This is a genomic window from Methylopila musalis (genome assembly GCF_042679725.1).
Classification (GTDB): Bacteria; Pseudomonadota; Alphaproteobacteria; order Rhizobiales; family Methylopilaceae; genus Methylopila; species Methylopila musalis.
On record NZ_JBHTMX010000006.1, the window covers coordinates 33,167 to 56,991 of the forward strand.

The window sequence follows — 23,825 nt, forward strand, 5'->3', positions numbered from 1 at the left end:
CCGCGCGTCCTCGGTTGATCTCAGCCGCCGAGATAGGCGGCGCGCACATGCGGATCGGCGATCAGCTCCTTGCCGAGCCCGCGCCGCACCACGCGGCCGGTCTCGATGAGATAGGCGTGGTCGCAGAGTTCGAGCGCCGCGAAGGCGTTCTGCTCCACGAGCAGCACCGTCGCGCCGCCGTCCCGGATCGACCGGATGATGCCGAGCGTCTGCTCGACGATGGTGGGCGCAAGTCCGAGCGAGGGTTCGTCGAACATCACAAGCTTCGGGCGGGACATCAGCGCGCGGCCGATGGCGAGCATCTGCTGCTCGCCGCCCGAGAGCGTGCCCGCCGCCTGGTGGCGGCGCTCGGCGAGGCGCGGGAAGTCCGAATAGACCCGGTCGTAATCCTGCCGCACGAGGATCGGGTCCGTGCGCAGATAGGCCCCCATGGCGAGGTTGTCCGCGACGCTCATATAGGGGAACACGCGCCGCCCCTCGGGACAGTGGGCGACGCCGGACGCCAGGATCTTCGCCGGGTCCGCGCCGGTGATGTCCTGCCCCGCGAAGCGGATCGCGCCGGATTTCGGCTTCACCAGCCCCGAGATCGCGCGCAGCGTCGTCGACTTGCCGGCGCCGTTGGCGCCGATCAGCGCCACCAGCTCGCCCTCGCCGACGTCGAGGCTGATCCCTCGGAGCGCCGCCACCGGCCCGTAGCCGCATTCGAGGTCGCGGATCTCAAGCATGGACGGCCTCCGTTCCGGCCTGAAGGGTCGCGGCGCTCTTGCCGAGATAGGCTTCGATGACGGCGGGGTCCTGCCGGATCCCGGCCGGCGTGCCGTCCGCGATCAGGCGGCCGTGGTTCAACACGACGATGCGGTCGGAGACCTCCATCACCATGGGCATGTCGTGCTCCACCAGCAGGATGGTGACGCCGCGGTCGCGCACCGACTGGATCAGCCGCACGAAGTTCTTGGTCTCCGACGCGTTCATCCCCGAGACCGGCTCGTCGAGCAGCAGCATCGACGGGTCGGTGGCGAGCGCCAGCGCGACGCCCACGAGCCGCTGTTCGCCATAGGACAGCGAGCCCGCCCGCTCGTCCGCGCGGGAGCCGAGGCCGACCCACTCGATCAGCTCGCGGGCCTTCGTCCGGCGCGCGGCCTCGCCGGCGCGCTCCCTCGGCAGGTTGAGGATCGCGTCCAGCAGGCTCGCCCCGCCGTCGTCGCGGTGGAGGCCGATCAGCACGTTGTCGAGCACGGTGTCGTCCGGGAACACGCTGGTGCGCTGGAAGGTGCGGGCGAGCCCCAAGCGGTTGATGCGGTTGGGCGAGAGGCCGGCGAGGCTCGCGCCCTTGAACCGCACCTCGCCCTGGCTCGGCCTGAGGAAGCCGGAGCACACGTTGAACGCCGTGGTCTTGCCTGCGCCGTTCGGCCCGATGAGGCTCAGAATCTCGCCTTCGCGCACGTCGAAATGCAGGTCGGCGATGGCGACCAGGCCGCCGAAGCGCACGCCCACATGGTCGATCGAGAGGATCGGCGCCCCGCTCATGCTTCTGCTCCATCGCAACCGAGCGCCGCCGCCCACCTCTCCCCAGCGGGGAGAGGTCGATCGGCGAAGCCGAGCGGGTGAGGGGGATCAGCCCTGCCCGGACAATGCGAGGTCCCCTCATCCGACGCTGCGCGCCGACCTCGCCCCACCGGGGAGAGGTGAAGGCCTGCGCGTCTCGCGTCATGTGCGCTCATGGCTGGCCCTCCAGCTGCGGCTTGGCCAGGGGCGAGGGCGCCTTGGCCCGCGTCAGCCGTCCCCTGAACAGGTCGTCGAGGAAGGGCGCGACGCCGCGCGGCATGAGGAAGAGGATCAGGATCAGCACCGCGCCGTAGACGATCCACTGCGCTTCCGGCGCCATGTAGGGGCGCAGCGCCACCGGCAGCGTTCCGAAGATCACGCCGCCGATCACGGGGCCCGCGAGCGTGCCCTTGCCGCCCGACACCACCATGATCACCATCGTGACCGTGTAGGTGAACAGGAAGACGTCCGGATCGATGATGCGGAAGTAGTGCGCGTAGAGGCTGCCGGCGGCGCCCGCGATCGCGGCCGAGAGGGTGGCGGCGACCGTCAGCGTCTTGGTGGCGTTCACGCCGACCGACATGGCGAGCTGCTCGTTCTCCTTCAGCCCGCGCATCGCGCGTCCGAAGCGCGAGCGGACGAGCCGCGCGACCACCAGATAGGCGAGCGCCGCGACGCCGAGCATCAGGTAGTAGTTCTGGACCTTGGTCCGGAACGTCAGCTCGCCGACGCCGGGAAACCCGAGCTTCATGAAGGGGATGGAGGTGAGCGCGAGCGGTCCCTGCGTCAGCTCGATCCAGTTCAGCGCCACGAGCCGCACCACTTCCGCGAAGCAGATCGTGACGATCACGAAATAGGCCCCGCGGACGCGGAACGAGAGGCGTCCGACCAGATAGCCGAACAGGCCCGACACCACGATCGCGGCCAGAAACCCGAAGAACGGATGCGCGCCCTCGTGGACGATGCGGACGCCGAACGGCAGGCCGACGTCGAAGCCGAGCGCGGTGAGGGCGCTCGCATAGGCCCCGATGCCGAAGAAGGCGATGTGGCCGAGGCTGAGCTGGCCGGTGAAGCCGAGCAGCAGGTTGAGGCTGATCGCCCCGATGGCGAAGATGCCGCCGGTGATCAGGGCGTTGAGGATGTAGGGGTCCTTCAGGCCGAGCGGCAGCAGGGCGAGGACGACGAGGATGAGGGGCGGGAGATAGCGGGTCATCCGACGCGCTCCGCGCGGGCGAACAGGCCAGTGGGCTTCGCCAGCAGCACGGCGATGATGATGAGGAAGCCCATCGCGTCGCGGTAGCCGGACGACACGTAGCCGGCGCCGAACTCCTCCGCCAGCGCCAGCACGAAGCCGCCGATGGTCGCGCCCGCGATCGAGCCGAGGCCGCCGAGGATCACGATCGCGAAGGCCTTCACCGCGGCGAGGTCGCCCATCTGCGGGAACACCACATAGACCGGACCGAGCAGCGCGCCGGCGGCCGCCGCGAGGCTTGAGCCGAGCGCGAAGGTCGCCGTGTAGATGACGCGGACATTGACGCCCATCAGGGCCGCGGTGTCGGCGTCCTGGAAGGTCGCGCGCATGGCGCGGCCGAGCCGCGTGCCGTTGATGAGCGCGTAGGCGCCGACGATGAGGGCTGCGGCCGCGACCAGCACGAACAGGCGGATCCACGAGATCGACACGCCGAGGACGGCGATCGGCGCGTCCGGGAACGGGTTCGGGATCGCCTTGGCCACGCCCCCGAAGGTCCAGAGCGTGCTCGACTGCAGGATGATGCCGGCCCCGATCATCACCAGCATCGTGGTGTCGATGTCCGCGCCTCTCAGCGGCCGCAGCAGCAGCATCTCGATCAGCGCGCCGAGCGCGAGGCCCGCCACGATGGCGACCGGCAGCGCGAGGAAGAAGTTCAGTCCGAGCGAGACCGAGGCGATGTACATCGCATAGGCCCCGAAGGTGTAGAGCGCCCCGTGGGTGAAGTTCACCACGTTCATGATGCCGAAGATCAGCGTCAGCCCGATGCCGAGCAGGGCGTACGCGCCGCCGAGCACCATGGCGTTGACGAGATGTTGCAGGAATTGGTCCACGGGAGCTCCGTTCGATCGACGTCACTGCGACGCTGGCGGCGCCGCGTCTTCGCCTCTCCCCGGCCGGGGAGAGGCGGCGAGGCCCGAAGCCGCCCTCAGAGCTTCACTTCGCGGATCGCGCCGTCGGCGATCTGGACCAGGTAGACGCCGGGTCGGGACTGGCCGCTTTCCTTGCCTTCCGGTCCGGACTTCGCGAACTTGATCGCGCCGTTGAGGCCGGTCAGCTCGACGCTCCAGAAGGCCTGCTGGATCGCCTTCGGCTCGGCCGAGCCCGCCTTCGTGATCGCCGCCGCGATGGTGCGGATGCCGTCATAGCCGCGGAAGCTCTCGGTCGCGCCCGCGAACGGGTGGCCGCGCTTCTTCCACTCCCCGAGGAAGTATTCGGTCGCCTTCTGGTCCGGGGTCTTGGCCGGATCCCAGGGCAGGAAGGTGGTGAGGTGCATGGTCTTCTCGGCCGCGGCGCCCGCCTGGGCGACGATCTGGTCGGGGTTCTGCGAGCCGCCGGTGGTGATGACGCGCTTCTTCACGCCCATGGCGGCCATCTGCTTGAACACGAGCGTCAGCTGATCGACCGCCGCGGTGATCATCAGCGTGTCGGCGTCGGTGCCTTTGATCTTGGCGAGCTGGGCGCTCATGTCCTGGGCGCTGGCGTCCATGGTCTCGGTCAGGCCGACCGCGACGCCCTTCTCCTTCAGCATCTTGCCGAAGTCGGCCGCGGCGCCGCGGCCCCAGTCGTTGTTGATGACGAGGAAGTCCACCTTCTTGACGCCGATCTTCTCGACCATCGGCGCGAACATCTCGGCCTCGAGCGCCGACGGCGGCGAGATGCGGAACACGAAGGGGTTGCCCGAGGTCGTGATCTTGCCCGACGACGAGGTCTCCACCAGCATCGGGACCTCGTACTCCTCCAGCTTCGGCAGGACCGCGAGGGTCAGGCTTGAGCCCCAGGCGCCCATCATCACCGGCGTCTCGTCGGAGGTGATGAGCTTCTCGGCGACCGCAGCCGCCTCGGTCGGGTTCGACTTGTTGTCCTCGACCACGAGCTCGATCTTCTTGCCGAGCAGGCCGCCCTTGGCGTTCACCTCGTCCGCCGCGATCCGGGCGCCGTTGACCACATAGGCTCCGGACGCCGCGAACGGGCCGGTGAGAGGCTGGTTGACGCCAATCTTGATCGTGTCGGCGGCGACGGCGGGGGTCACGAGACCGAGGGCCAAAGCGGCGATCGAAACTATGCGCAACGTCTGCATGGCCATCTCCTAGACGTGGGTGTCGAAAACGTAAGAGCGCGGCGGCGTTCAGGCGGCCGCGCGGGTCTGGGCGTCCGCGAGGACGGCGAGCGCGGCCTTCACCAGCGCGCCGTCCGCGGATCGGAATCCGTCGAGAATGGTGAAGTGGTCCGCGCCCTCGATCGGGATCAGCGGACCGGGCGCGCCGGCCGCCTCGCGCAGGGCGTGGAACGCGCGGCTGTCGCGCACGAGCGCCGGCGTCTCCGCCGTGCCGAAGGCGATCGCCATTGGCTTGTCGATCACCGGCAGCGCGAGCGGCGACAGGGTCGCGACCTCCGTGTCGGTCAGCTGGAGCGCGGCGTTGAGGAAGGTGTCGCGGATCGGCCCGAGCTCGTAGACGCCCGAGACCGCAAGGCCCGCCCTCACGGCCGAATGGCCGAGCAGCATGGCGGCGAGGTGGGCGCCCGCCGACCAGCCGGCGAGCACCACTGGGCCGTTCAGCCCGTGCTGGCGGCCCTCGCGGGCGATCCAGTCCAGCGCCTCGCCGATCTCCGCCACGATCGCGGTGAGGCTCGCTTCGGGCGCGAGCGTGTGGCTCGGCATCGCCACCGACCAGCCGGCCGCGAGCGCGCCTTCGGCGTAATGGGCGAACACCTCGCGCGAGTTCTTCTGCCAGTAGCCGCCGTGGATGAAGACAAGGCAGGGCGCGTCGCGGTTGTCGGAGCGGTAGACGTCGATCCGGTTGCGCGGTTTCGGCCCGTATTTCAGATCGAGCTTCGAGCCATGGCCCGCGCGGAACGCGGCCGCCAGCCGGTCGCGCTCCGCGATCAGCTCCGCGCTGTTCGCGACCGCCGCGTTGTTGTTGTACGCGGCGTCGCGCTCACCTTGTGAGAGCGACGCCCACACGTCCTGGGGGGCGGCGGCCGGCCCGCCGGCGACAGCGCTCACGCGGCGATCGCCTGCGGCAGGATCGGGCTGTCGGCGTCGATGCGCTTGCCCTTGCGCAGGCAGAAGGCCGGCTGCAGCAGGCGCTCGGCGATGACGTGATGGTCCTCGTTGTCGCGCAGCACGAACCGGCCGCGCACGTCGTCGAGCACCGAGACGTCGGCCGTGCGCCCGACCGCGAGCGAGCCCAGCGTGTCCTCCATCTGGAGCATCTTCGCCGGGTGCGTCGTCACCATCCTGACCACGTAGTCGAGGTCGAGGCCGAGCGTCATCATCGAGCTCATGGCCTGGGTCAGGCTGAAGCGCGCCTGGCCCTTGAACGGATGGTTCTCGTCGTCCTCGTGCTCCTCCGGCGTGCCGAGCGGGACCGGGATCTCCGGAACCTGCGTGTTGTAGCCGTGCATGTCGGCGCCGAGCGTGTGCGGGACGACGCCGGCCGCCAGCGCCTGCTTGGCGAGACGGTAAGAGAAGTGCGACCCGTGGCCGACATCCACCTTGAGGCCGCGATCGATCGCCGCCTGGATGACGTGGTGCAGCTCGCCCTGGCGGTTCACGAAGCCGCCGGGATGGCGGGTGAACGGATGGGCGAGCACGTCGCCCTCCTTCAGCAGCGGAATGACGCGTTCGAGGATGGTGTCGGCGTCCTCGCCGTTGACGCCGCTTTCCGGCAGGCCCCAGAGCTGGCCGAAATGGACGTAGAGCGGGACTTCCGAGCGCCGCGCGATCTCGGCCGCCATCTCCATGACCTTGATGCCCCAGCGGGCGAAGCCGCCGATTTCCGCATGGCCCTTGATGCCGCGCACGATGTCGCGGTTCGCGGTGGCCGAACGGACGGTCGCTTCGATGTCCACGCAGTCGGGCTGGTAGAGGTTCGGATAGAAGTGGCCCTCGAGCCCGCCGACCAGATAGGCGGAGAGGAACGCCAGCACGTTGGTCTCGGCGGGCTCGGCGATGAACTTGCGGAAGCCCGGCAGCGTCATGCAGGACGGGCCGCCCTGATCGACCACTGTGGTGACGCCGGACCGCACGCCGACCATGTCGGGGTCCAGTCCGAAGCGGCCGGTGACGTACTGGTAGATGTGCCCGTGGGTGTCGATCAGGCCGGGCAGCACCAGCTTGCCCGAAACGTCGATGACCTCCTTGGCGGCGCTCGGAAGGATCGCCTCCTCGATCGCCGCGATCTTGCCGGCCTGCACGGCGACGTCGCGGATCCCGTCGATCCCGGACGCGGGGCAGATGACGCGGCCGCCCTTCAGCAGCACGTCGTATATGATCGGTTCCGCCATCTGCGGCCTTCCTCTTGCCTGTGGCCCGCGGTTTGCGACTGCGGGCGAAAAAGCGAAGTATGCTTCGCAATTCCATATGCATGCGGCATGCCAGAATCCGGGTGGGCCGCGCAGAAACGTCGTTGGATTGGAGCGGTGACGTGGCTGAAATTCTGGATGAAACGCCAGTCGGTTCAAACGCTTCCAATGAGGCCTGGCCGCTGGAAAGCCGCCCCGGCTTCCTTGCGCGCCGTCTGCATCAGATTCATGTGAGCCTGTTCATGGAGACCTGCGCCGAGTTCCGCGTCACGCCGCTCCAGTTCAGCCTGCTGACGGCGCTGGAGGAGCTCGGCACCGCGGACCAGTCGACGCTCGCCCGCCTGGTCGCGCTCGATCGAACGACCACCACGGGCGGCCTTAAACGATTGGAAAGTCGAGGATTTATCCAGCGCGTGGTGTCCGAGCGCGACCGGCGCTCGCAGGACTGCCGCATGACCCCGGCCGGTCTGGAGCTGCTGTCGCGGATGCGCAAACCCGCCCGCGACGCCCACGACCTCACCCTTGCGGCGCTGAGCCGATCCGAGCGCGTCACCTTCATGCGGCTGCTGACCCGCGTGGTGACGGCCAACGGGTCCCGCGGCGCCGTCGGATTGCGCGAAGATTAGGCGAGCGGCGCCTTGGTCTTGCGCATCGGCCGCCCGAAGGCGGCCCCGCTCAGGCCCGCGCCAGCGCGAGCGGCTCGATGGTCGCGAAGCCGCCCTCGATCCAGCCGAGCGGGGCCGCAGCGCCGTCACGGCCGACGATGTGGGCCACCTCGCCGATGAACAGCGTGTGGGTGCCGAAGGGCACCTCCTGCTGGACCTCGCAGAAGATCGCGGCGCAGGCGTTCGGCAGATAGGGCACGCCCTCGTGGCGGGCCCAGTCCTCGGCGGAGAACCGCTCGTCCCGGCGCGCGCTGTCGGCGAAGGGGCCGACGAGATCGGTCTGGTCGGTCGCCAGCAGGTTGATGCAGAACCGGCCCGACCGGGCGATCGGCCCGTGGGCGCTCGCCTGGCTGTTGATCGAGATCAGCATAGAGGGCGGGTCCATGGAGATCGGGATCACCGCCGAGGCCGCGAGGCCCGCCGGCGCCCCCTCGCTCGGATCGACCGTGGTCACGAGGCAGACCGCGCCGGGCATCCGCCGCATCGCCGCCTTCAGGGCGTCCCTGTGTTCGCCGTTTCGCATCGTCATCTCTTCATGTGCATGCTGTGCACGGTGATCTTGCGGATCTCCTCGCGCGACAGCTCGATATGGCGGCGGATCAGCGCCTCGGCCTCGTCGAAGGCGCCGGCCATCAGCGTCCGCACGATGCGGCCGTGTTCGTCATAGGTCTCTTCGATGCGCCGCTCCGAAACGAAGTCGACGCGGCGGATGATCCGGATGCGGTCGGTGATCTCCGCGAAGGTGCGCAGCATCGACGCGTTGTTGGCGAGCCCGACGATCGCGAGGTGGAACGCCTCGTCGCGCTCGGCCACAAAGTCCGAATCGAGACGCCGCTGGCCCTTGGGCGCGCACCAGAGTTCGGCCAGCGCGTCGAGCCCGCGCAGGGCGCCCGCCTTGCCCGCGAGCCGGATCGCGAGCGCCTCCAGCTCCGAGCGGAAGTCGTAGAGGTCCTCGTAATAGGAGAGGTCGAGCGGCCGCACCTGCCAGCAATTGTGCCCGCCCACGTTCTGCAGGTAGCCCTCATGCTCAAGGATGTGCAGCGCAAGGCGCAGCGGCGTCCGCGACACCTCCATCATCTCGGCGAGCGCGGCTTCGGAGTAGCGCTGGCCGGGGGGAAGGCGGAAGTCGAAGATGCCCTGCTTCAGGCGGGCGTGGACCTCCTGCGAGAGCTTGCCGCGTTTGGCGTCGCTCAGCTCGTGGACGTCCGCCGCCGGAAGCGCCTTGATCACCGCCGTCTCTCCCAATCCCCGCGCGGCCCCGTCGGCGCGCGTCGCCTCAGCTGTACTTGGTCACGCCGAGATGGTCGCGCAGATGCGCGCCGGAATACTCTTTCCGGAAAATCCCGCGCCGCTGCAGCTCCGGCACCACCTGCGTGGTGAAGTCCTCCACCCCGCTCGGGAAATGGGTCGGCACCGCGAGGAACCCGTCGCAGGCGTCGGCCTCGAGCCACTCCTGCATCCGGTCGGCGATCGTCGTCGGGGCGCCGACCAGCTTCATGTAGCTGCCTTCCGCGAAGAACCGCGCGGTCTGGAGGATCGACAGGTTCCCGCGGCGGGCGAGCGACATGATCGCCTCCCGGTGCGATTTGCCGGCGTTGGTCTCCGGCAGGTCGGGCATGGGGCCGTTGAGGTCGAAGTCGCGGAAGTTCAGGCCGCCAGAATGCGGGGCGAGATGGCTGATGGCGAGCTCCTCGGGGATGAGGTCGCGCATCCGCGCGCGCAGCTCCTCCGCCTCCTCGTCGGTGCGCCCGACGATCGGCGTGATGCCGGGCAGCACCTTGATCATGTCCGGGTCGCGGCCGAAGCGGACGGCGCGGGCGCGGATGTCGTCGCGGAACGCGCGGGCCTCGTGGATGTCGGTCTGCAGCGTGAACACCACGTCGGCGGTGCGCGCGGCAAGCTCGCGTCCGGGCTCTGAAGATCCGGCCTGGAAGATCACCGGCCGCACCTGCGGGCTGCGGTCCATCGGCAGGGGGCCGCGCACCTTGAAGAAACGCCCCTCGTGCTGGAGGAAATGCATCTTCGCGACGTCGAAGTAGACGCCGCTCTCCTTGTCGCGGGTGACGGCGCCCGGCTCCCAGCTGTCCCAGAGCCCGGTCACGACGTCGATGAACTCGCTGGCGCGCTCGTAGCGGAGCGAATGGTCGACATGCTTGTCGAGGCCGAAGTTCTGCGCCTCGTTCTCGTTGAACGAGGTGACGAGGTTCCAGCCGGCGCGGCCGTTGCTGATGAAGTCGATCGAGGCGAACTTGCGCGCGACGTTGTAGGGCTCGTTGTAGGTGGCGGTGGATGTCGCCGCCAGACCGAGATGCGTGGTCTTCATGGCGAGCGCGGGCAGCAACATCGTCGGGTCGAAGTGGATCGCGCGTGGATGCGCCGCGCCGTAGGTGTCGCCCTTCAGGATGTCGTTGGCGCGCGGCACGGCCGCCTGATCCTCGAAGAAGATCGCGTCCATCTTGGCCGCCTCGGCCATCTGGGCCGCCCGGACATAGTGCTCGACGCCGACGTCGAGCTCCGGAACGGCCTCCGGAAGACGCCAGGCCCCGAGGTGCTGACCCGGGAACAGAAACAGGGCGAGACGCAGCATTTTGCCGGCCATGTGCGGGTCCTCGACGCGAAGCTGTGAGCCGATTTCGGCGACACCGTCAAAACAAAACTCAATTTGGGATCCCAAACTGAACGCTGTTTTGATTACGATCTCGCCCTAAAAATCGTCAAGGCGAAATTGTGGGCGCCAAGCGGTCATATCGGGAGCAATTGGCAGCGGTTGGGTATGCGCCAATGTCGCCCAATGCATGGAAAAAACGGCCTCCCGCCGGGCTTGGGTGATCGGGTCGATCCGCCAAGCTTTGTCGCCGCGGAGCCGGCTGCGATGTAGGGCGGCGGGCCGTTCTCTCCGGCGGCGATCAGGTCGAATCCGCGTTCGCTCAAAACCCGCGCGCCGCCGCCACACAGGTCGCATGCATTGCATAATAATAAGTAATATCAGCACATCCGTCATGCTGACAAATTTCGGCCATAATAAATTCGTGATCGGGGCGGGGCTGGATTTACTTCCGTGGGAAGTGTTTCCCTCCCGAAAGGGGAAGTGTTCCCTTTCGGGAGGGGGAGCTCAATGAAGAAGAAACACCACCGTGTGGCGCTGTTCGCGGCCACCGGCGTGGCGGCTTTGCTGGCGCCCGCGGCGCTTCGCGCCCAGGAGAGCGGCGCTATACAGCTTGAGCAGATCGACGTCAGCGGCGGCCCGGCGCAGGCCCGCACCGCGGGAGCGACGGCCGAGAAGGGAGCCGTCGGCCCGATCGACGCGCGCCAGCTGCTGCCGGCCGATCTCCAGACGTTCGCGGGCTCGGCGAGCCGGGTGTCGTCTCAGGATCTGGCGAACCAGCGCCCGCTCACGACCCATGACGCGCTGCGGAACGTTCCCGGCGCCGCCACCGTCTCGGACGACGGCTACGGCCGGCATTCCGGCATCAGCCTGCGCGGTTCGCCGTTCCGTCGTTCGCGCAAGGTCCTCGTGATGGAGGACGGCGTTCCGATCAACTTCTCGACCTATCTCGACGCGGGCACGCACTACACGCCGCCGATGGACCGCCTCGAGAGCATCGACGTTCTCAAAGGCCCGCTCGTGAACTACGGGCCGCTGAACAATCACGGCGTCGTCAATTTCCGCAATCTCTCGCCCTTCGGCCCGAAGGAGACCGTGTTCAGCGCGGGCGTCGGCAGCACGGAAGGCGCCGACCAGCGCGTCAACAACACGCGCCATGCGCACACGCGCCAGACGTTCGACAATGTGGGCGTGGTTCTGTCCTATTCCGGCCTCAACGCCGGCGGCTCATGGGACGCCGAGCGACTGGGCTACGACGACTTCTACGGCGCGCTCGGCATCCGCGGCGACAATCAGGACCTGACTGTCTCGGGCGGATACTTCCGCCAGCGCGACCGTTACGACGAAGACAACTTCTCCGGCACGCTTGCGGACTTCAAGAAGTACCGGCACGACAAGAAGCGCGCTGCGGAAGCCGGCCATTTCCCCGTCTCCTGCGGCCGCTGCTACGAGTGGAACACCTACAACGCCGACTATTTCCGCGCCCAGGTCGCGCACAATCTCCACATCGACAGCAAGACGACGCTGTCCACGCGGATTTATGGCAACCATCACGACCGCGCCCGCTTCTATGTCAGCGACGACTCGGACAATCCGCCGTCTGATTTCGTGATGGAGGGGCGCGACCGCCTCTACCGGAACTACGGCGCGGATTCGCGCATCGAGTTCGCCGATCTGCCGCTCTTCGGCGGCGTCACGCACACGGTGCAGGCGGGCCTGCGCTACGAAGAGCATTTCTTTGATAATAAAAACCGTCTCGGATCGACCAACGAGCGCCTGGACTTCGGCAACCGCGGATCGCTCGACGGCAAGCAGAAGCTGACCGCCCAGTCCTTCGCCGGCTTCGCCCAGACGGCCATCCAGATCACGCCCACGTTCTCGGTCGTGCCCGGCGTGCGGCTGGAGCGTTACAAGATCAGCTTCCGGGACTTCGACGAGCCCGGCAACGACGGACACTCCACCTACGTCCAGGCGCTGCCGATGCTCTCCTTCGCCTGGGAGGTCGCGCCGACGACGACGCTGTACGGCGGCTATCACCGCGGCCTGTCGCCCCACATCGTGCGCGACGTGCTCGACACGGACACCGGCTACATCGCGCCGAAGAAGGAGATCGGCGACAACTTGCAGATCGGCGTCCGCACCAAGGCCGTTCGCGGCCTCACCTTCGACGGCGCCTATTTCCACAGCGACATCCGGAACTACCAGTTCGGCGAGGCCTTCCAGTCCAACCTCGGCGACCGGGTGTTCAGCTCGCTCGACAAGGCGCGCTTCGACGGCGTCGAACTGTCCGCGCGCCTCGACAGCCGCGCCTTCACCAACAGCCCGTGGAACGTCTACGGCGAAGGCGTCTACACGTTCGTCAACAGCAAGATCGTGCGGGGAACGGCGGACGGCGGCGTCAACGTCGCCGGCAACGAAGTGCCCGAGTCCATGAAGCACACGGCCAATCTGACGCTCGGCGTGGAGCACGACAGCGGCCTCGACGCCAGCCTGAGCTGGACCTATCGGGGCTCCTTCTACACCGACGCGCTCAACCTGCCGATGAACCCGCTCGACGTGGAGGAGGGCAAGGTCAAGGGCGTGTGGCTGCTGTCCGCCCGCGCCAGCTACAAGGTCACGAAAGAGCTCACGGCCTGGGTGTCGGGGCAGAACCTGACGAACGAGTTTTACGTCTCGGATCGCAGCGACGGCGCCAAGCCGGGCGTCGGACGCACCGTGATGGGCGGCCTCACGCTCAAGTTCCACTGACGCAAGGCTCAGCTTCACGGGCCCGGAATGCGCCGGAAGGCGGGTTCCGGGCCCGAAAGGCCCGAAGGCCGCGCGGCTACTGGGGACGTCGTGGGTGGGCGGCGTCCGCCCGCCGCGCGGGCTCGCTTCGGCCGCGTTCGGGCGAACGGGGTCAGCCGGCGCGGAACGCCTGGCGCGAGGGCGTGGCGGTCCGGCGGAGATCGGACGGGCTCAGGCCGTAGCGTTTGCGGAACGTCCGGTTGAAATAGGACAGGTCGTTGAACCCGACGTCATAGGCGATCCGGTTGATCGGAACGCCTATGGGGCTGAGCATGATCTCGGCCTTGGCGCGCTCCAGCCGCCGCTCCAGCACATAGCGCGAGAACGTGGTGCCCTCCCGGCTGAACAGCTTCTGGACGGTGCGGCAGGTCACGCCCTCGTCCGCGGCGATGTCGGCGAGCGACAGCGCGGCGTCCGTCAGGCCGCGCTCGATCCGCGCCTTGACGGCGTTGGCGCGCCCCGGCGCGTCCGCAGGGCTCTCGCCGGAGACGTCCGCCACGAGCGGAAGCAGCGCGTAGAAGTGCGCCACCATCAGGCTGGCCTCCCGCGGGTCGCGCGGCGCGCGCCGCAGCAGATAGCCGGCGTAGCTCGTCAGCAGCTGCAGCGGCAGAAAGTCGTGCGGCAGCGTCCGCATCAGCAGGTCGGCGATCGGCGCGGTCGCGACGCCGGGCGCATGCGCGGGCAGGCAGGCGCAATCGAGCCGTCCGCCCTCGGGCAGCTGGATCTCGAGCGGCTCGCGCGTTGAGACGAACAGGTAGTCCGCCGTCTCCGCCGCCACGGTCCGCCGCGTCTGGCGCACGATCGCCGGCCCGTTCATGGCGCGCAGGATGACGACGCTCGCGTCCGTGGCGCCGCATGTCGCCAGCTGTACGGCGCCTTGCGGAAAATAGAACGTCGCCAGCGACAGCGCCTGATCGCTCCAGAACAGGCCCCGGACGCCCGGCCTGGGCCCGTCGGGCAGCACCCGCGTCCCGGCGCCGAACATGTCCTGGAGGATCGCGCCGCAAATCCGCTCGCCCTGATGGCCGGAGAGGTCGGTGTCGCCGAAGGTTCGCGCGCCTGTCGTTTCGAATTGTTCCAAACTTCAGCCCCGGGCGGTTCGCAATTGTCCGCGGTCAGTTCGCTATTCTCCAAGCGCTTAGCACCGTCGCCCTGTAAAAGTAAGCAGACCTTACTCGTTTAGAAGCGCTCTCATCTAGTAACGGCGGGCGAAATCCGAAGGACGGGCGCCTGTCGGATGCGTTGGTTTGATTTGGGGACAGTCATGATCGTCAATTTTCGCGCGCAGGCCTCCCGGCTCGCGCTGTGCGTCGCGGCGGTGGCCTGCGCGGGGAACGCCCGCGCCCAGGACGCGGCCGGGGAGCCGGAGGCCGTCGTCCAGCTCGACGACATCACCGTGACCGCCGGCCGCTCGCCCCAGCGCATCTCCGAGACGGCGCGCACGATCTATGTCCTCGACGGCGACAGGATCCAGGCCAAGGCCCGCACCGGCCAGACGCTGCAGCAGATCCTCGGCCAGGAGATTCCGAGCTTCGACGCGGTGAGTTCGGGCGCCCGCACCTCCTACGGCCAGAACCTGCGGGGCCGCACGGCCCTCGTTCTGATCGACGGCGTCTCGCTCAACTCCGCCCGCGGCCTCAGCCGGCAGTTCGACTCGATCGACCCGTTCAACATCGCCCGCGTCGAGGTGCTTTCGGGCGCGACCGCGCTCTACGGCGGCAACGCCACCGGCGGCATCATCAACATCATCACCAAGAAGGGTAAGGACGCGGCGCCGGGCGTCCACGGCGAGGTCACGGCCGGGCTCGAGACCGGGTTCAACCGCAAGGACGACGTCGACCGCAACGCCGCCGGCGCGGTGACCTACAACAGCGAGCGCTGGGACGCCCGGCTCTCGGTGGCCGGCGCCCGGTCCGGCGCGTTCTACGACGGGAGCGGCACGATCCTCGTGCCGGACATCACCCAGACCTCCACCGCGTTCAACGGCCGCGTCGACGTGATGGGCTCGTTCGGTCTCCAGATCGATCCGGGCCGCCGGCTCGAGATCGGCGCGCAGCATTTCCGAAGCGCGCAGGACTCGAACTACGGCCTGTACTACGGACCGAACTTCGCCGCCCTTCGCGACCCGAGCCTGTTCGAGACCCGCAAGGGCTACAAGTCCGACTTCGATCCGCAGACCCAGCGGTCGATGGTCAACGCCAGCTACACGGATTCCGACGTGTTCGGCCAGGAGCTACTGGTGCAGGGCTTTTACAGGCGGGAGGAGGTGAACTTTCACCCCTTCCCCTATGGCAGCTACTTCGGCGGCAGCGAGCAGAACACGGATTACTACGGGTTCAAGACCGCGCTGGTCGCGCAGCCGATCGACAAGCTGCGGATCACCTACGGCGTCGATGGCGACAAGGACCAGCTCGGGTCCCGGCTGCATATTTTCGACCTGCTGACGGCGGCCCAGACCGGGGGCCTGACCTTCGAGACGAGCGGGATCACGGGGCTCTATCCGAAGATCGACGTGGAAACGATCGCCGGTTTCGCGGACGTGTCCTACGACGCCACCGACAAGCTGACCCTCACCGGCGGCGCGCGCTATCAGTATGTGAAGACGAAGGTCGGCAGCTTCGTCGGCCTCGCGCAGCAGGTCGCGATCCTGCAGGGATCGGCCACGTCGGCGGACGCCATCTCGGGCGGATCGACCAACTACGACGCCCTGCTGTTCAACGCCGGCGCGACCTACCGCCTGACGAACGCGCAGCAGGTCTACGCCAACTTCAGCCAGGGCTTCGAGCTGCCCGATCCCGCCAAGTATTACGGCGTCGGATCGTATCAGCTCTCGGGCGGCCATTACACGCTCCTGAACGGCGCCAGCGTCAGCGGCTCCGCGCTGGACGCGATCAAGACGAACTCGTTCGAGCTGGGCTATCGGTACAACGACGGCGTCTACAATCTCGAGACCTCCGCCTACTACTCGCTGTCCGACCGCTCCATCGCGCTCAACCGCACGACGCTCGCGATCGACGTGGAGAAGCAGAAGCGGCGCGTCTACGGCGTGGAGGCCAAGGCCGGCGCCCAGCTCGGCAACGGCTTCGAGGTCGGCGCCGTCGGCCAATGGCTCGACACCGAGATCCGCGACGGCGGACGCTGGCGCAACGACACGGTGGGCAGCGCCAGCGTGTCGAAGCTCGGCGGCCACATCGGATGGCAGGGGCACGGGCTGAGCCTCCGCCTCGACGGCCAGCACGTCTTCGATCTGAGCGACTCCGCCGGATACAAGATCCAGGGCTACACGCTGTTCGATCTGACCGGCGCCTACACGTTCGCGGCCGCCGACGTGACGCTGAACTTCGGCGTCCACAACCTGTTCGACAAGAACTACACCACGATCTGGGGCCAGCGCGCCAAGGCGCTCTACGGCGCGCTCGCGGACGAGGCGATCTTCGACTATCGGGGCCGCGGCCGAACCTTCGCCGCCTCCGTCACCAAGACGTTCTGAGCGGCGCAACGGGATCGCCTGAAGTCCTCTCCTCCGATCGCGCCGGCCGCGGGGTCCGCCCCCGCGGCCGGCGTCTTGTCTCTCACGCCCGCAGCCCCACCGCAGGACCGCCCGTGCCGCATTCCGACCCCTTCGCCGGCGCCGCCCGCGGCGCGCAGGACCGAACCGGCGCCGTCCGCCTCTACGCCGTCCTCGGCGGGCTCTATCTCGCGCAGGGCGTGCCGACCTATCTGCTGCTGGTGGCGCTGCCGCCGATCATGCGCGAGGCGGGCGCCTCGCTCACCGTGATCGGCCTGTTCTCCTTCCTGATGCTGCCGCTGATCCTGAAGTTCGCCGTCGCTCCGCTGGTGGATCGGTGGTCGCCGGCGCCGCGGCTCGGCCACCGCCGGGGCTGGGTGGCGCCCACGCAGGTGCTCGTCAGCCTCGGCATCGCCTCCATGGCGCTGTTCGAGCCCACCGACGCGGCCGCCCTGTTCGCGATCGGCTTCTGCGTCACCGTGCTGTCGTCGCTGCAGGACATCGCCACGGACGGCTACGCGGTGCGCAGCCTGACGGCGAGGTCACGCGCCGTCGGCAACGCGATCCAGGCGGGCGCGATCGCGCTCGGGGTCATCATCGGCGGCACGCTGGCGCTGGTGCTGTTCCATGCGGTCGGCTGGCGGGCCACCATCCTGACGGTCGCCGCGCTGTCTCTGCTGCCGCTCGCGGCGACGGTCTGGATGACGGAGAGCGCTCGGGGGGCGGACGCAGGCGGCCCCCGCGCCAGCCTGCGGGGCTTCTTCCGGCGCCCCAACGCCTGGCTGGTGCTCGCCTTCGCGCTGACCTACCGGGCGAGCGAGGGTCTCGTGCGCGGCATGGAGGCGCCCTATCTCATCGACCGCGGCCTGCCGATGTCGTGGATCGGCTATCTCTCGGGCGGCTCCGCCGCCACTGCCGGGCTGCTCGGCGCCATCATGGCGGCCGCGCTGATCCGGAAGGCGGGCCTGACCGCGACGCTCGGCCTGCTCGGGGCCCTGCGCACGCTCTGCTTCCTCGTCTTCACGCTGAGCGCCTTCGACGTGCTGCCGGGATTTGCGCCCGCCATGACGGCCTCCGCGCTGCAGACCTTCATCCGCTACATGGAGCTGGTCGCGATCTACTCGCTGTTCATGGCCGCGGCCTCCGACGACCAGCCCGGCACCGACTTTACGATCCTGGTCTGCGCCGAACTCGTCATCTACCTCGTCGGCTCGTCCGTCGCCGGCCTGCTGGCGGACACCTTCGGCTACGCCAGGCTGTTCGCGCTCGCGACCGCGATCTCCGTCCTCGGCGTCGCCGTGTCCTGGCGGCTGCTCGGGCGGATGGAGGGGCCGAAGGCGGCCCGATGAACGACTTTCTGCATGCCAGGCATGGATGTTCGAGCCCTAAAGGCCATGGTGCGAACGTAACCGGGGCCGCAAGCAGGGCGCTCCGGACGGACCACACGGACGGGAGAAGGGAGGCGCTTGCGTCTCGATGCCCATACGACGGTTGAGGCGTCGTCGGTCCTGCGGGTTGAGGGGGGCGCCGCAGGCCGTATTTCGATTGTGCCAATCCGGTCTTTTACCCTATACGGTCTGCGTCATTTGATTGCGCTAAGGTGGTCGAGCTATGACGGGTGTTGCCGCTCGTGGGTCCAAAGTCGCGATTGTAGCGATCGCCCGGAACGAAATGAAATACATCGTCGAGTGGGTGGCGCATTACCGGCGCCTGGGCGCGGCGGAAATCATCATATTCGATAATGAAAGCACGGACGGAACGTCCGAATTGCTCGCAGAACTTGATGGGGCGGGGTTTCTTCGCCACGTCCCGATCCAGGACGCCGATTGCGGCGCGGTCGCTCCTCAGGTCGTGGCCTATCGAAAGGGCTTCGAGCAGACCAGCGCCGAGTGGATCCTGTTCTGCGACATCGACGAGTTCCTTCACCTCGAAGACGGCCTGAACTTCGATTCTTATGTGTCGCAGTTCGAGGACGATGTGGGCGTCGTCCTGCTCAACTGGCGGGCCTTTGGATCCGGCGGGCAGAGCAAATCTGGCGACGCTCCTGTGACGGAGCGGTTTACGCAGGCGGCGTTCTCCCAGAGCGAGGCCAACAAATGGGTGAAATCCTTGGTGCGCCGGCGACTGTTCCTGCGCCCCGCGGTTCACATCGCCTATTCCAAAGGACGCTACGTCAACGCTGACGGCACGGAGTTCGTCACCGCGGTCCGGTCCGACGGCAAGGAAGCCAAAAGCAAGAGCGCGAACGTCGTGCACAAGCCTGCGGCGCTTGCTCATTTCGGCACGAAATCCGAAGAAGAATTTGTCGAGAAGATCGCCCGTGGAACGGGGAAGCCGTCTCAACAGGGAAAGAGCACGCCTACGGGCGAGGCGCGGCAGAAGTGGAAGACATATAACGTCAACGACGAATATGTCGACTATTTCGTCAAGACGGCGGGTGAGCTTAGGAAAGAGATATCCTACATAAACAAAACGCTTGGCTTGCCTGATCAGGACGAGAAAGACGACGCGGGGCTGGTCGCGCGCCTGCGGCGCATGCTGGATCTGGATTGAGGCGAAGGGCCGCCCGATCATCGGGCGTGCCTTCCATCTGTGCGTTCCGCAAGCTGAACCATTGGCGGGGCGCTTGTTTAGGAGGAGCGCCTTGGATCGAAAACGGGCGTGCGCCCACGCCCACAGGCGGCAGGGAGGCGAGCCATCCGGGATATGCGGCCGCCGGAATGTCGGTTGGGCCAAACGCGCCGGCCTCGCCTGTCAGGCGCAGGAGCCCAAGTCGGTCGCGCGGCGGGTGATGGCCTATTCGGACAACGTCCGCGCCGGCCAGATCGAACCCTCGACGCACTGAGCGCCCCGGAAGCCCCGTAGCTCAGCCGGATAGAGCACCAGCCTTCTAAGCTGATGGTCGCTGGTTCGAATCCAGCTGGGGTCGCCATATCTGACAAAAGATACGCGGCTGTCGCGCACGGGCCCGCAGTTTCCCGCTCGTCGCCGGGCGCGTCGTCCTGCCGAAAAAAAGCTCCGGCCGCCCAGGGCGCTCGCGCTGTCGCGAGTCGTTCTAAACAAATCACACAGAGTTTTCGGTACTAGGACGCACCTTCCGTCATAAGTCGCAACTGCTTCCCGTAGGTGCTTTCGGATGAATGATCCGTCGATCATCTCTGCGGGATCTCGTGACTTCTCGGGGGAGAACCTGCCCATGACGACGACGTTCGACTCTGACGACCAGCCGCGGCGCGGCCCGCTTCCGGTTCAATCGTCCGACGGACTGCGCACGACGCTTGGCCTGCTGCCGATGATCGCGCTGTCCGCCGCGCTGACCGGGACCGCGGCGGCGCAGGAGGCGGCGGTGGGCGTCACGCCGCTGGACGAGATCCGCGTGCAGGGCGCCGGCTCCAACCTCTACCAGGTCAAGGAGCTGTCCTCGGACAAGGCGACCGCCTCCGCGCTCGACACGCCGCAGACGCTGTCGGTGGTGCCGCGCGAGATCATCGAGGAGCGCGGCTCCCGCACCCTGACGGACGTGCTGCGCAACACGCCGGGCATCAGCTTCGACGCCGGCGAGAACGGCTTCGGCACCTCCACCAACAACTTCACGCTGCGCGGCTTCGACACCAGCGGCAGCGTCTATGTGGACGGCGCGCGCGATTCCGGCAGCTACGCCCGCGACACGTTCAACATCGACCGGGTCGAGGTGTTTAAGGGCCCCGCCGCCGACAACGGCCGCGGCGGCCTCGGCGGCTACGTCAACATCGTGACCAAGGCGCCGACGCTCGACACCTTCGCCCGCGGCGAAGCCAGCCTGAGCTTCGACCAGTACGGCACAAACCCGCTGAAGCGGGCGACCATCGACGTCAACCGCGCGATCTCGGACACGGTGGCGATCCGGCTGAACGCGGTCGGCGAGCATGGCGGCGTGATGGGCCGCGACGTGGCCGAGAACCGCTCCTTCGGCATCGCGCCCTCGATCAGCTTCGGGCTCGGCACGCCGACGCGCGCGACCCTGTCCTACGAGCACCAGCAGCGGAACGACATTCCCGACTGGGGCGTGCCCGGCGCCACCATCAAGGGGCTCGACGCCCATCAGTCCAACGCCCGCGCCCGGCGCGACAGGTTCTACGGCCTGTCGTCGGACTTCGACGACTCGCAGGCCGACAGCGCGCTCGCGCGCATCGAGCACGACCTGACCGACGGGATCACCGTCAGCAACCAGACCCGCTGGGCGCGCGTGGACCGCACGTCCCGCTACACGCACGTCCTCGCCTATGTGCCCCTCGACCGCACCGTGACGGGTCAGACGCAGTTCTACGACCGCGTGAACGAGTCGCTGTCGAACCAGACCAACCTGCAGGCGAAGTTCGACACCGGCGGGGTCCGGCACACGGTGTCCACGGGCGTGGAGGTGACCCGCGAGACCTCAAAGGCGGATCGGTTCGCCAGCATCGACCGTCCGGCGATCCCGGTCGGAAACCCGGATCCGGATCGGTTCGGCGCGGCTCCGTTTACCCCGAACGCCGCGAGCGACGTGAAGATCACCACGGTCGCGGCCTATCTCTACGACACTGTCGACCTGAACGAGCAGTGGCAGATCACGGGCGGCGTGCGCGCCGAGCGCTACAAGCTCGATCTGGACGACATCAACCTGATCAACCCCGCGGCCGGGTCCAACTACGACGAGAACAAGACCACGCTGAACGGCAAGGTGGGCGTGGTCTACAAGCCGGTGCAGGAGGGCAGCCTCTACGCTTCGTTCGGCACGACCGCTCTTCCGCCCGGCTCGTTCCTGTCGAACCCGGACATCTCCCGCACCGGCGCCAACGGCTTCCCGGGCTTCGTGCCGGGCGCCAAGACCGTGCGCGGCTACAATTACGAGATCGGCGCCAAGTGGGACTTCTTCGGCGGCGCGCTCTCGACCACCGCGGCCGCGTTCCACACCGAGAAGCACAACGCGCCGATCACCGGCGCTGACGTCGTCGGCGGCACGGTCGAGCTAAAGGGTTATGGCAAGCAGATCGTGCAGGGCGTCGAGATCGGCGTGGCGGGCAAGGTCACCGACGCCTGGAGCGTGTTCGGCGGCGCCACGCTGCTGCGCAGCGAGCGCAAGCACAGCGCCTATCTCGACCGCGTGCGCAAGAACGCCAACGCGGGCGACTACGCCGACTACACCCGCACCGACGGCGACCGGCTGGCCTTCACGCCGAACTTCTCGGCCACGCTGTGGAGCACCTACGACGTGACGGAGAAGTTCACGGTCGGCGCCGGCGTGCAGTATTCGGGCTCGTCCTATCTCGGACGGCCGGACGACGCGCTCCGGCTGATCCCGAACGGCCGCTACGGCAAGCTGCCGAGCTACTTCATCGCCAACGCCATGCTGGGCTACAAGGCGACCGAAAACATCGACGTCCGGTTCAACGTGGACAACGTGTTCGGCGAGAAATACGCCGTCACCACCAACTGGAACGGATCGCGCGCGACGCTGGGCGCGCCCCGCGTGTTCCGCGTAAGCTCCAGCTTCGCGTTCTGACGGCGACGGTCGACGCACGAGGAGCGTGAGGGGGGAAACGCCCCCTCACGCCTCGGGCGTTCCGTGGGAGAGCTGACACGCCATGCTGGTCGCCATACCCGACGTCCTTACCCCGCAGGAGGTCGCCTACCTCCGCCACGAGCTGGAGACCGGCGAGTGGATGGACGGCAAGGCGACCGCCGGCGGCCAGGCCGCGGCCGTGAAGAACAACCTGCAGGCGCCGGCGGATTCGCCGGTCACGCAGCGGCTGGCGCAGATCGTGCTGCAGGCGCTCGCCCGCAACGCGCGCTTCACCACCGCCGCGCTGCCGCTGCATCTCACCACGCCCATGTTCAACCGCTACGACGTGGGCATGACCTTCGGCGCCCATGTGGACGGGGCCATCCGCACCGCGACCGGCGGGGCGCGGGTGCGCACGGATGTGTCCTCCACGCTGTTCCTGACGCCGCCCGAGGACTATGACGGCGGCGAGCTGAAGATCCTCGACACCTATGGCGAGCATCTGGTCAAACTGCCCGCCGGCCATCTGATCGTCTATCCGGCCACCAGCCTGCATTCGGTGACGCCCGTCACCCGCGGCAGCCGCTGGGCCTCGGTGTTCTGGACGCAATCCATGGTGAAGGAGGATGGGCGGCGCGCCATGCTCTACGATCTGGACCTGTCGATCATGAGCGTGCGCGAGCGGCTGCCGGACGACGACATCGCCGTGGTCGGCCTCATGGCGCATTACCACAACCTGCTGCGGTCCTGGTGCGAGGTCTGACGCGCCCCGCGCCGGCCGGACGGACGTGACCGGCGCGCCGCCGCCCGACGCGGTCTCGCTCGCCGACTACGAGCGGCACGCCCGCGCGCGCCTGCCCGCCGACGTCTGGGCCTATGTGGCGGGCGCCGGCGCGGACGGGATCACCCGGCGCTGGAACCGGGAGGCGTTCGACCGGCTGGCGCTGGCGGGCCGCGTGCTCGCCGACATGACCGGCGCGAACACGGAGACGACCCTGTTCGGGGCCGCGCTGCCCTTCCCCATCCTGCTCGCGCCGGTGGCGCGCCAGACGCTCGCGCATCCGGACGGCGAACGCGCCACCGCGCTCGGCGCCGGAGCGGTCGGGGCCGGGATGACGCTGAGCGTGCTTTCGAGCTTCGCCATGGAGGAGGTCGCCGACGTGGCGCAAGCCCCGCTGTGGCTCCAGCTCTACATGCAGGGCGATCGGGACTGGACGCTCGGCCTGCTGCGCCGGGCGGAGGCCTGCGGCGTCCGCGCCATCGTGCTGACGGCGGACGCGGCGGTGAACGGCGTGCGCAACGACGAGCAGCGCGCCGGCTTCCGCGCCGAGCAGGTGGAGGTTCCGCATCTGCGCGGGGCGTCGCTCGCCGACTCCCGCGCGGGGCCGGGCGAAAGCCCGGTGTTCAAGGGCCTTCTGGACGGCGCGCCGCGCTGGGCCGACCTCGCCTGGCTCCGGTCGCAGACCCGCCTGCCGCTGATCCTGAAGGGCGTGCTGCATCCGGACGACGCGATGACGGCGCTCGATCACGGCGTCGACGGCCTCGTGGTGTCGAACCATGGCGGCCGCGCGCTCGACACCGCGCCCGCCAGCCTCGACGCGCTGGCGCGGCTCGCGGAGCGGGTCGCCGGCCGGGCG

The 23,825-nt window shown here is 68.2% G+C and carries 19 protein-coding genes; 8 read left to right on the forward strand and 11 right to left on the reverse strand.

The genetic code is table 11. From position 1 onward, the window contains the following. Positions 1-20: 20 nt before the first annotated feature. The 7 genes from ACFQ4O_RS02225 to ACFQ4O_RS02255 all read right to left on the reverse strand — a co-directional run bounded on the left by ACFQ4O_RS02225 (position 21) and on the right by ACFQ4O_RS02255 (position 7,084). Positions 21-725 carry an ABC transporter ATP-binding protein gene (locus ACFQ4O_RS02225; RefSeq protein WP_378774005.1) on the reverse strand — a complete coding sequence of 235 codons (705 nt, stop codon included), beginning with the start codon at positions 723-725 and terminating at the stop codon, positions 21-23. Beyond that, entirely contained in the window at positions 718-1,527 is an 810-nt protein-coding gene (locus ACFQ4O_RS02230; RefSeq protein WP_378774006.1) for an ABC transporter ATP-binding protein, read from the reverse strand. The genes ACFQ4O_RS02225 and ACFQ4O_RS02230 overlap by 8 nt, the downstream gene beginning before the upstream one ends. A gap of 190 nt (positions 1,528-1,717) precedes the next feature. Continuing rightward, positions 1,718-2,758, reverse strand: a complete 1,041-nt coding sequence (locus tag ACFQ4O_RS02235) for a branched-chain amino acid ABC transporter permease (RefSeq protein WP_378774007.1) — start codon at positions 2,756-2,758, stop codon at positions 1,718-1,720. After that, positions 2,755-3,627 carry a branched-chain amino acid ABC transporter permease gene (locus ACFQ4O_RS02240; RefSeq protein WP_378774008.1) on the reverse strand — a complete coding sequence of 291 codons (873 nt, stop codon included), beginning with the start codon at positions 3,625-3,627 and terminating at the stop codon, positions 2,755-2,757. Before ACFQ4O_RS02240 ends, ACFQ4O_RS02235 begins: the two co-directional genes overlap by 4 nt. A 95-nt stretch (positions 3,628-3,722) precedes the next feature. Further along, positions 3,723-4,880, reverse strand: coding sequence for an ABC transporter substrate-binding protein (locus ACFQ4O_RS02245; protein WP_378774010.1), 1,158 nt, complete (start codon positions 4,878-4,880; stop codon positions 3,723-3,725). 42 nt (positions 4,881-4,922) lie between these two features. Then, a complete protein-coding gene (locus ACFQ4O_RS02250) occupies positions 4,923-5,801 on the reverse strand; it encodes an alpha/beta hydrolase (RefSeq protein ID WP_378774011.1) in 879 nt (292 codons plus the stop codon). Continuing rightward, positions 5,798-7,084, reverse strand: coding sequence for an amidohydrolase/deacetylase family metallohydrolase (locus ACFQ4O_RS02255; protein ID WP_378774012.1), 1,287 nt, complete (start codon positions 7,082-7,084; stop codon positions 5,798-5,800). Before ACFQ4O_RS02255 ends, ACFQ4O_RS02250 begins: the two co-directional genes overlap by 4 nt. A 59-nt stretch (positions 7,085-7,143) precedes the next feature. Between ACFQ4O_RS02255 and ACFQ4O_RS02260 the strand changes: the two genes are divergently transcribed. Continuing rightward, positions 7,144-7,728: a MarR family winged helix-turn-helix transcriptional regulator gene (locus tag ACFQ4O_RS02260; RefSeq protein ID WP_378774013.1), complete on the forward strand. Its 585-nt coding sequence runs from the start codon at positions 7,144-7,146 to the stop codon at positions 7,726-7,728. Positions 7,729-7,777: 49 nt separating this feature from the next. On the opposite strand, the gene ACFQ4O_RS02265 is transcribed toward ACFQ4O_RS02260, so the two are convergent. Genes ACFQ4O_RS02265 through ACFQ4O_RS02275 form a run of 3 tightly spaced genes read right to left on the reverse strand, consistent with a single transcriptional unit; the run spans position 7,778 to position 10,366 of the window. After that, positions 7,778-8,290 (reverse strand): flavin reductase family protein, encoded by a 513-nt coding sequence (locus tag ACFQ4O_RS02265; protein WP_378774014.1) that lies wholly within the window; start codon positions 8,288-8,290, stop codon positions 7,778-7,780. Between the two features lie 2 nt (positions 8,291-8,292). Further along, entirely contained in the window at positions 8,293-8,997 is a 705-nt protein-coding gene (locus tag ACFQ4O_RS02270) for a GntR family transcriptional regulator (RefSeq protein ID WP_378774015.1), read from the reverse strand. Between the two features lie 46 nt (positions 8,998-9,043). After that, positions 9,044-10,366, reverse strand: coding sequence for an LLM class flavin-dependent oxidoreductase (locus tag ACFQ4O_RS02275; RefSeq protein ID WP_378774016.1), 1,323 nt, complete (start codon positions 10,364-10,366; stop codon positions 9,044-9,046). A gap of 516 nt (positions 10,367-10,882) precedes the next feature. Between ACFQ4O_RS02275 and ACFQ4O_RS02280 the strand changes: the two genes are divergently transcribed. Further along, on the forward strand, positions 10,883-13,120 hold the full coding sequence (locus ACFQ4O_RS02280; RefSeq protein ID WP_378774017.1) for a TonB-dependent receptor family protein: 2,238 nt from the start codon (positions 10,883-10,885) through the stop codon (positions 13,118-13,120). A 151-nt stretch (positions 13,121-13,271) separates the two neighbouring features. On the opposite strand, the gene ACFQ4O_RS02285 is transcribed toward ACFQ4O_RS02280, so the two are convergent. Then, complete coding sequence (locus tag ACFQ4O_RS02285) at positions 13,272-14,240, reverse strand: helix-turn-helix transcriptional regulator (RefSeq protein WP_378774018.1); 969 nt, start codon at positions 14,238-14,240, stop codon at positions 13,272-13,274. Positions 14,241-14,423: 183 nt separating this feature from the next. On the opposite strand from ACFQ4O_RS02285, the gene ACFQ4O_RS02290 reads away from it, so the two are divergent. The 6 genes from ACFQ4O_RS02290 to ACFQ4O_RS02315 all read left to right on the forward strand — a co-directional run. Further along, positions 14,424-16,649 carry a TonB-dependent receptor gene (locus ACFQ4O_RS02290; protein WP_378774019.1) on the forward strand — a complete coding sequence of 742 codons (2,226 nt, stop codon included), beginning with the start codon at positions 14,424-14,426 and terminating at the stop codon, positions 16,647-16,649. A 113-nt stretch (positions 16,650-16,762) separates the two neighbouring features. Further along, entirely contained in the window at positions 16,763-18,016 is a 1,254-nt protein-coding gene (locus ACFQ4O_RS02295) for a RhtX/FptX family siderophore transporter (RefSeq protein ID WP_378774020.1), read from the forward strand. A gap of 262 nt (positions 18,017-18,278) precedes the next feature. Then, positions 18,279-19,220, forward strand: a complete 942-nt coding sequence (locus tag ACFQ4O_RS02300) for a glycosyltransferase family 2 protein (protein ID WP_378774022.1) — start codon at positions 18,279-18,281, stop codon at positions 19,218-19,220. Positions 19,221-19,863: 643 nt separating this feature from the next. Further along, positions 19,864-22,188 carry a TonB-dependent receptor gene (locus ACFQ4O_RS02305; protein ID WP_378774023.1) on the forward strand — a complete coding sequence of 775 codons (2,325 nt, stop codon included), beginning with the start codon at positions 19,864-19,866 and terminating at the stop codon, positions 22,186-22,188. Between the two features lie 82 nt (positions 22,189-22,270). Then, positions 22,271-22,951, forward strand: coding sequence for a Fe2+-dependent dioxygenase (locus ACFQ4O_RS02310; protein ID WP_378774024.1), 681 nt, complete (start codon positions 22,271-22,273; stop codon positions 22,949-22,951). A 25-nt stretch (positions 22,952-22,976) separates the two neighbouring features. Next, the coding region (locus ACFQ4O_RS02315) for an alpha-hydroxy acid oxidase (RefSeq protein ID WP_378774026.1) at positions 22,977-23,825 on the forward strand (849 nt) is incomplete at its 3' end.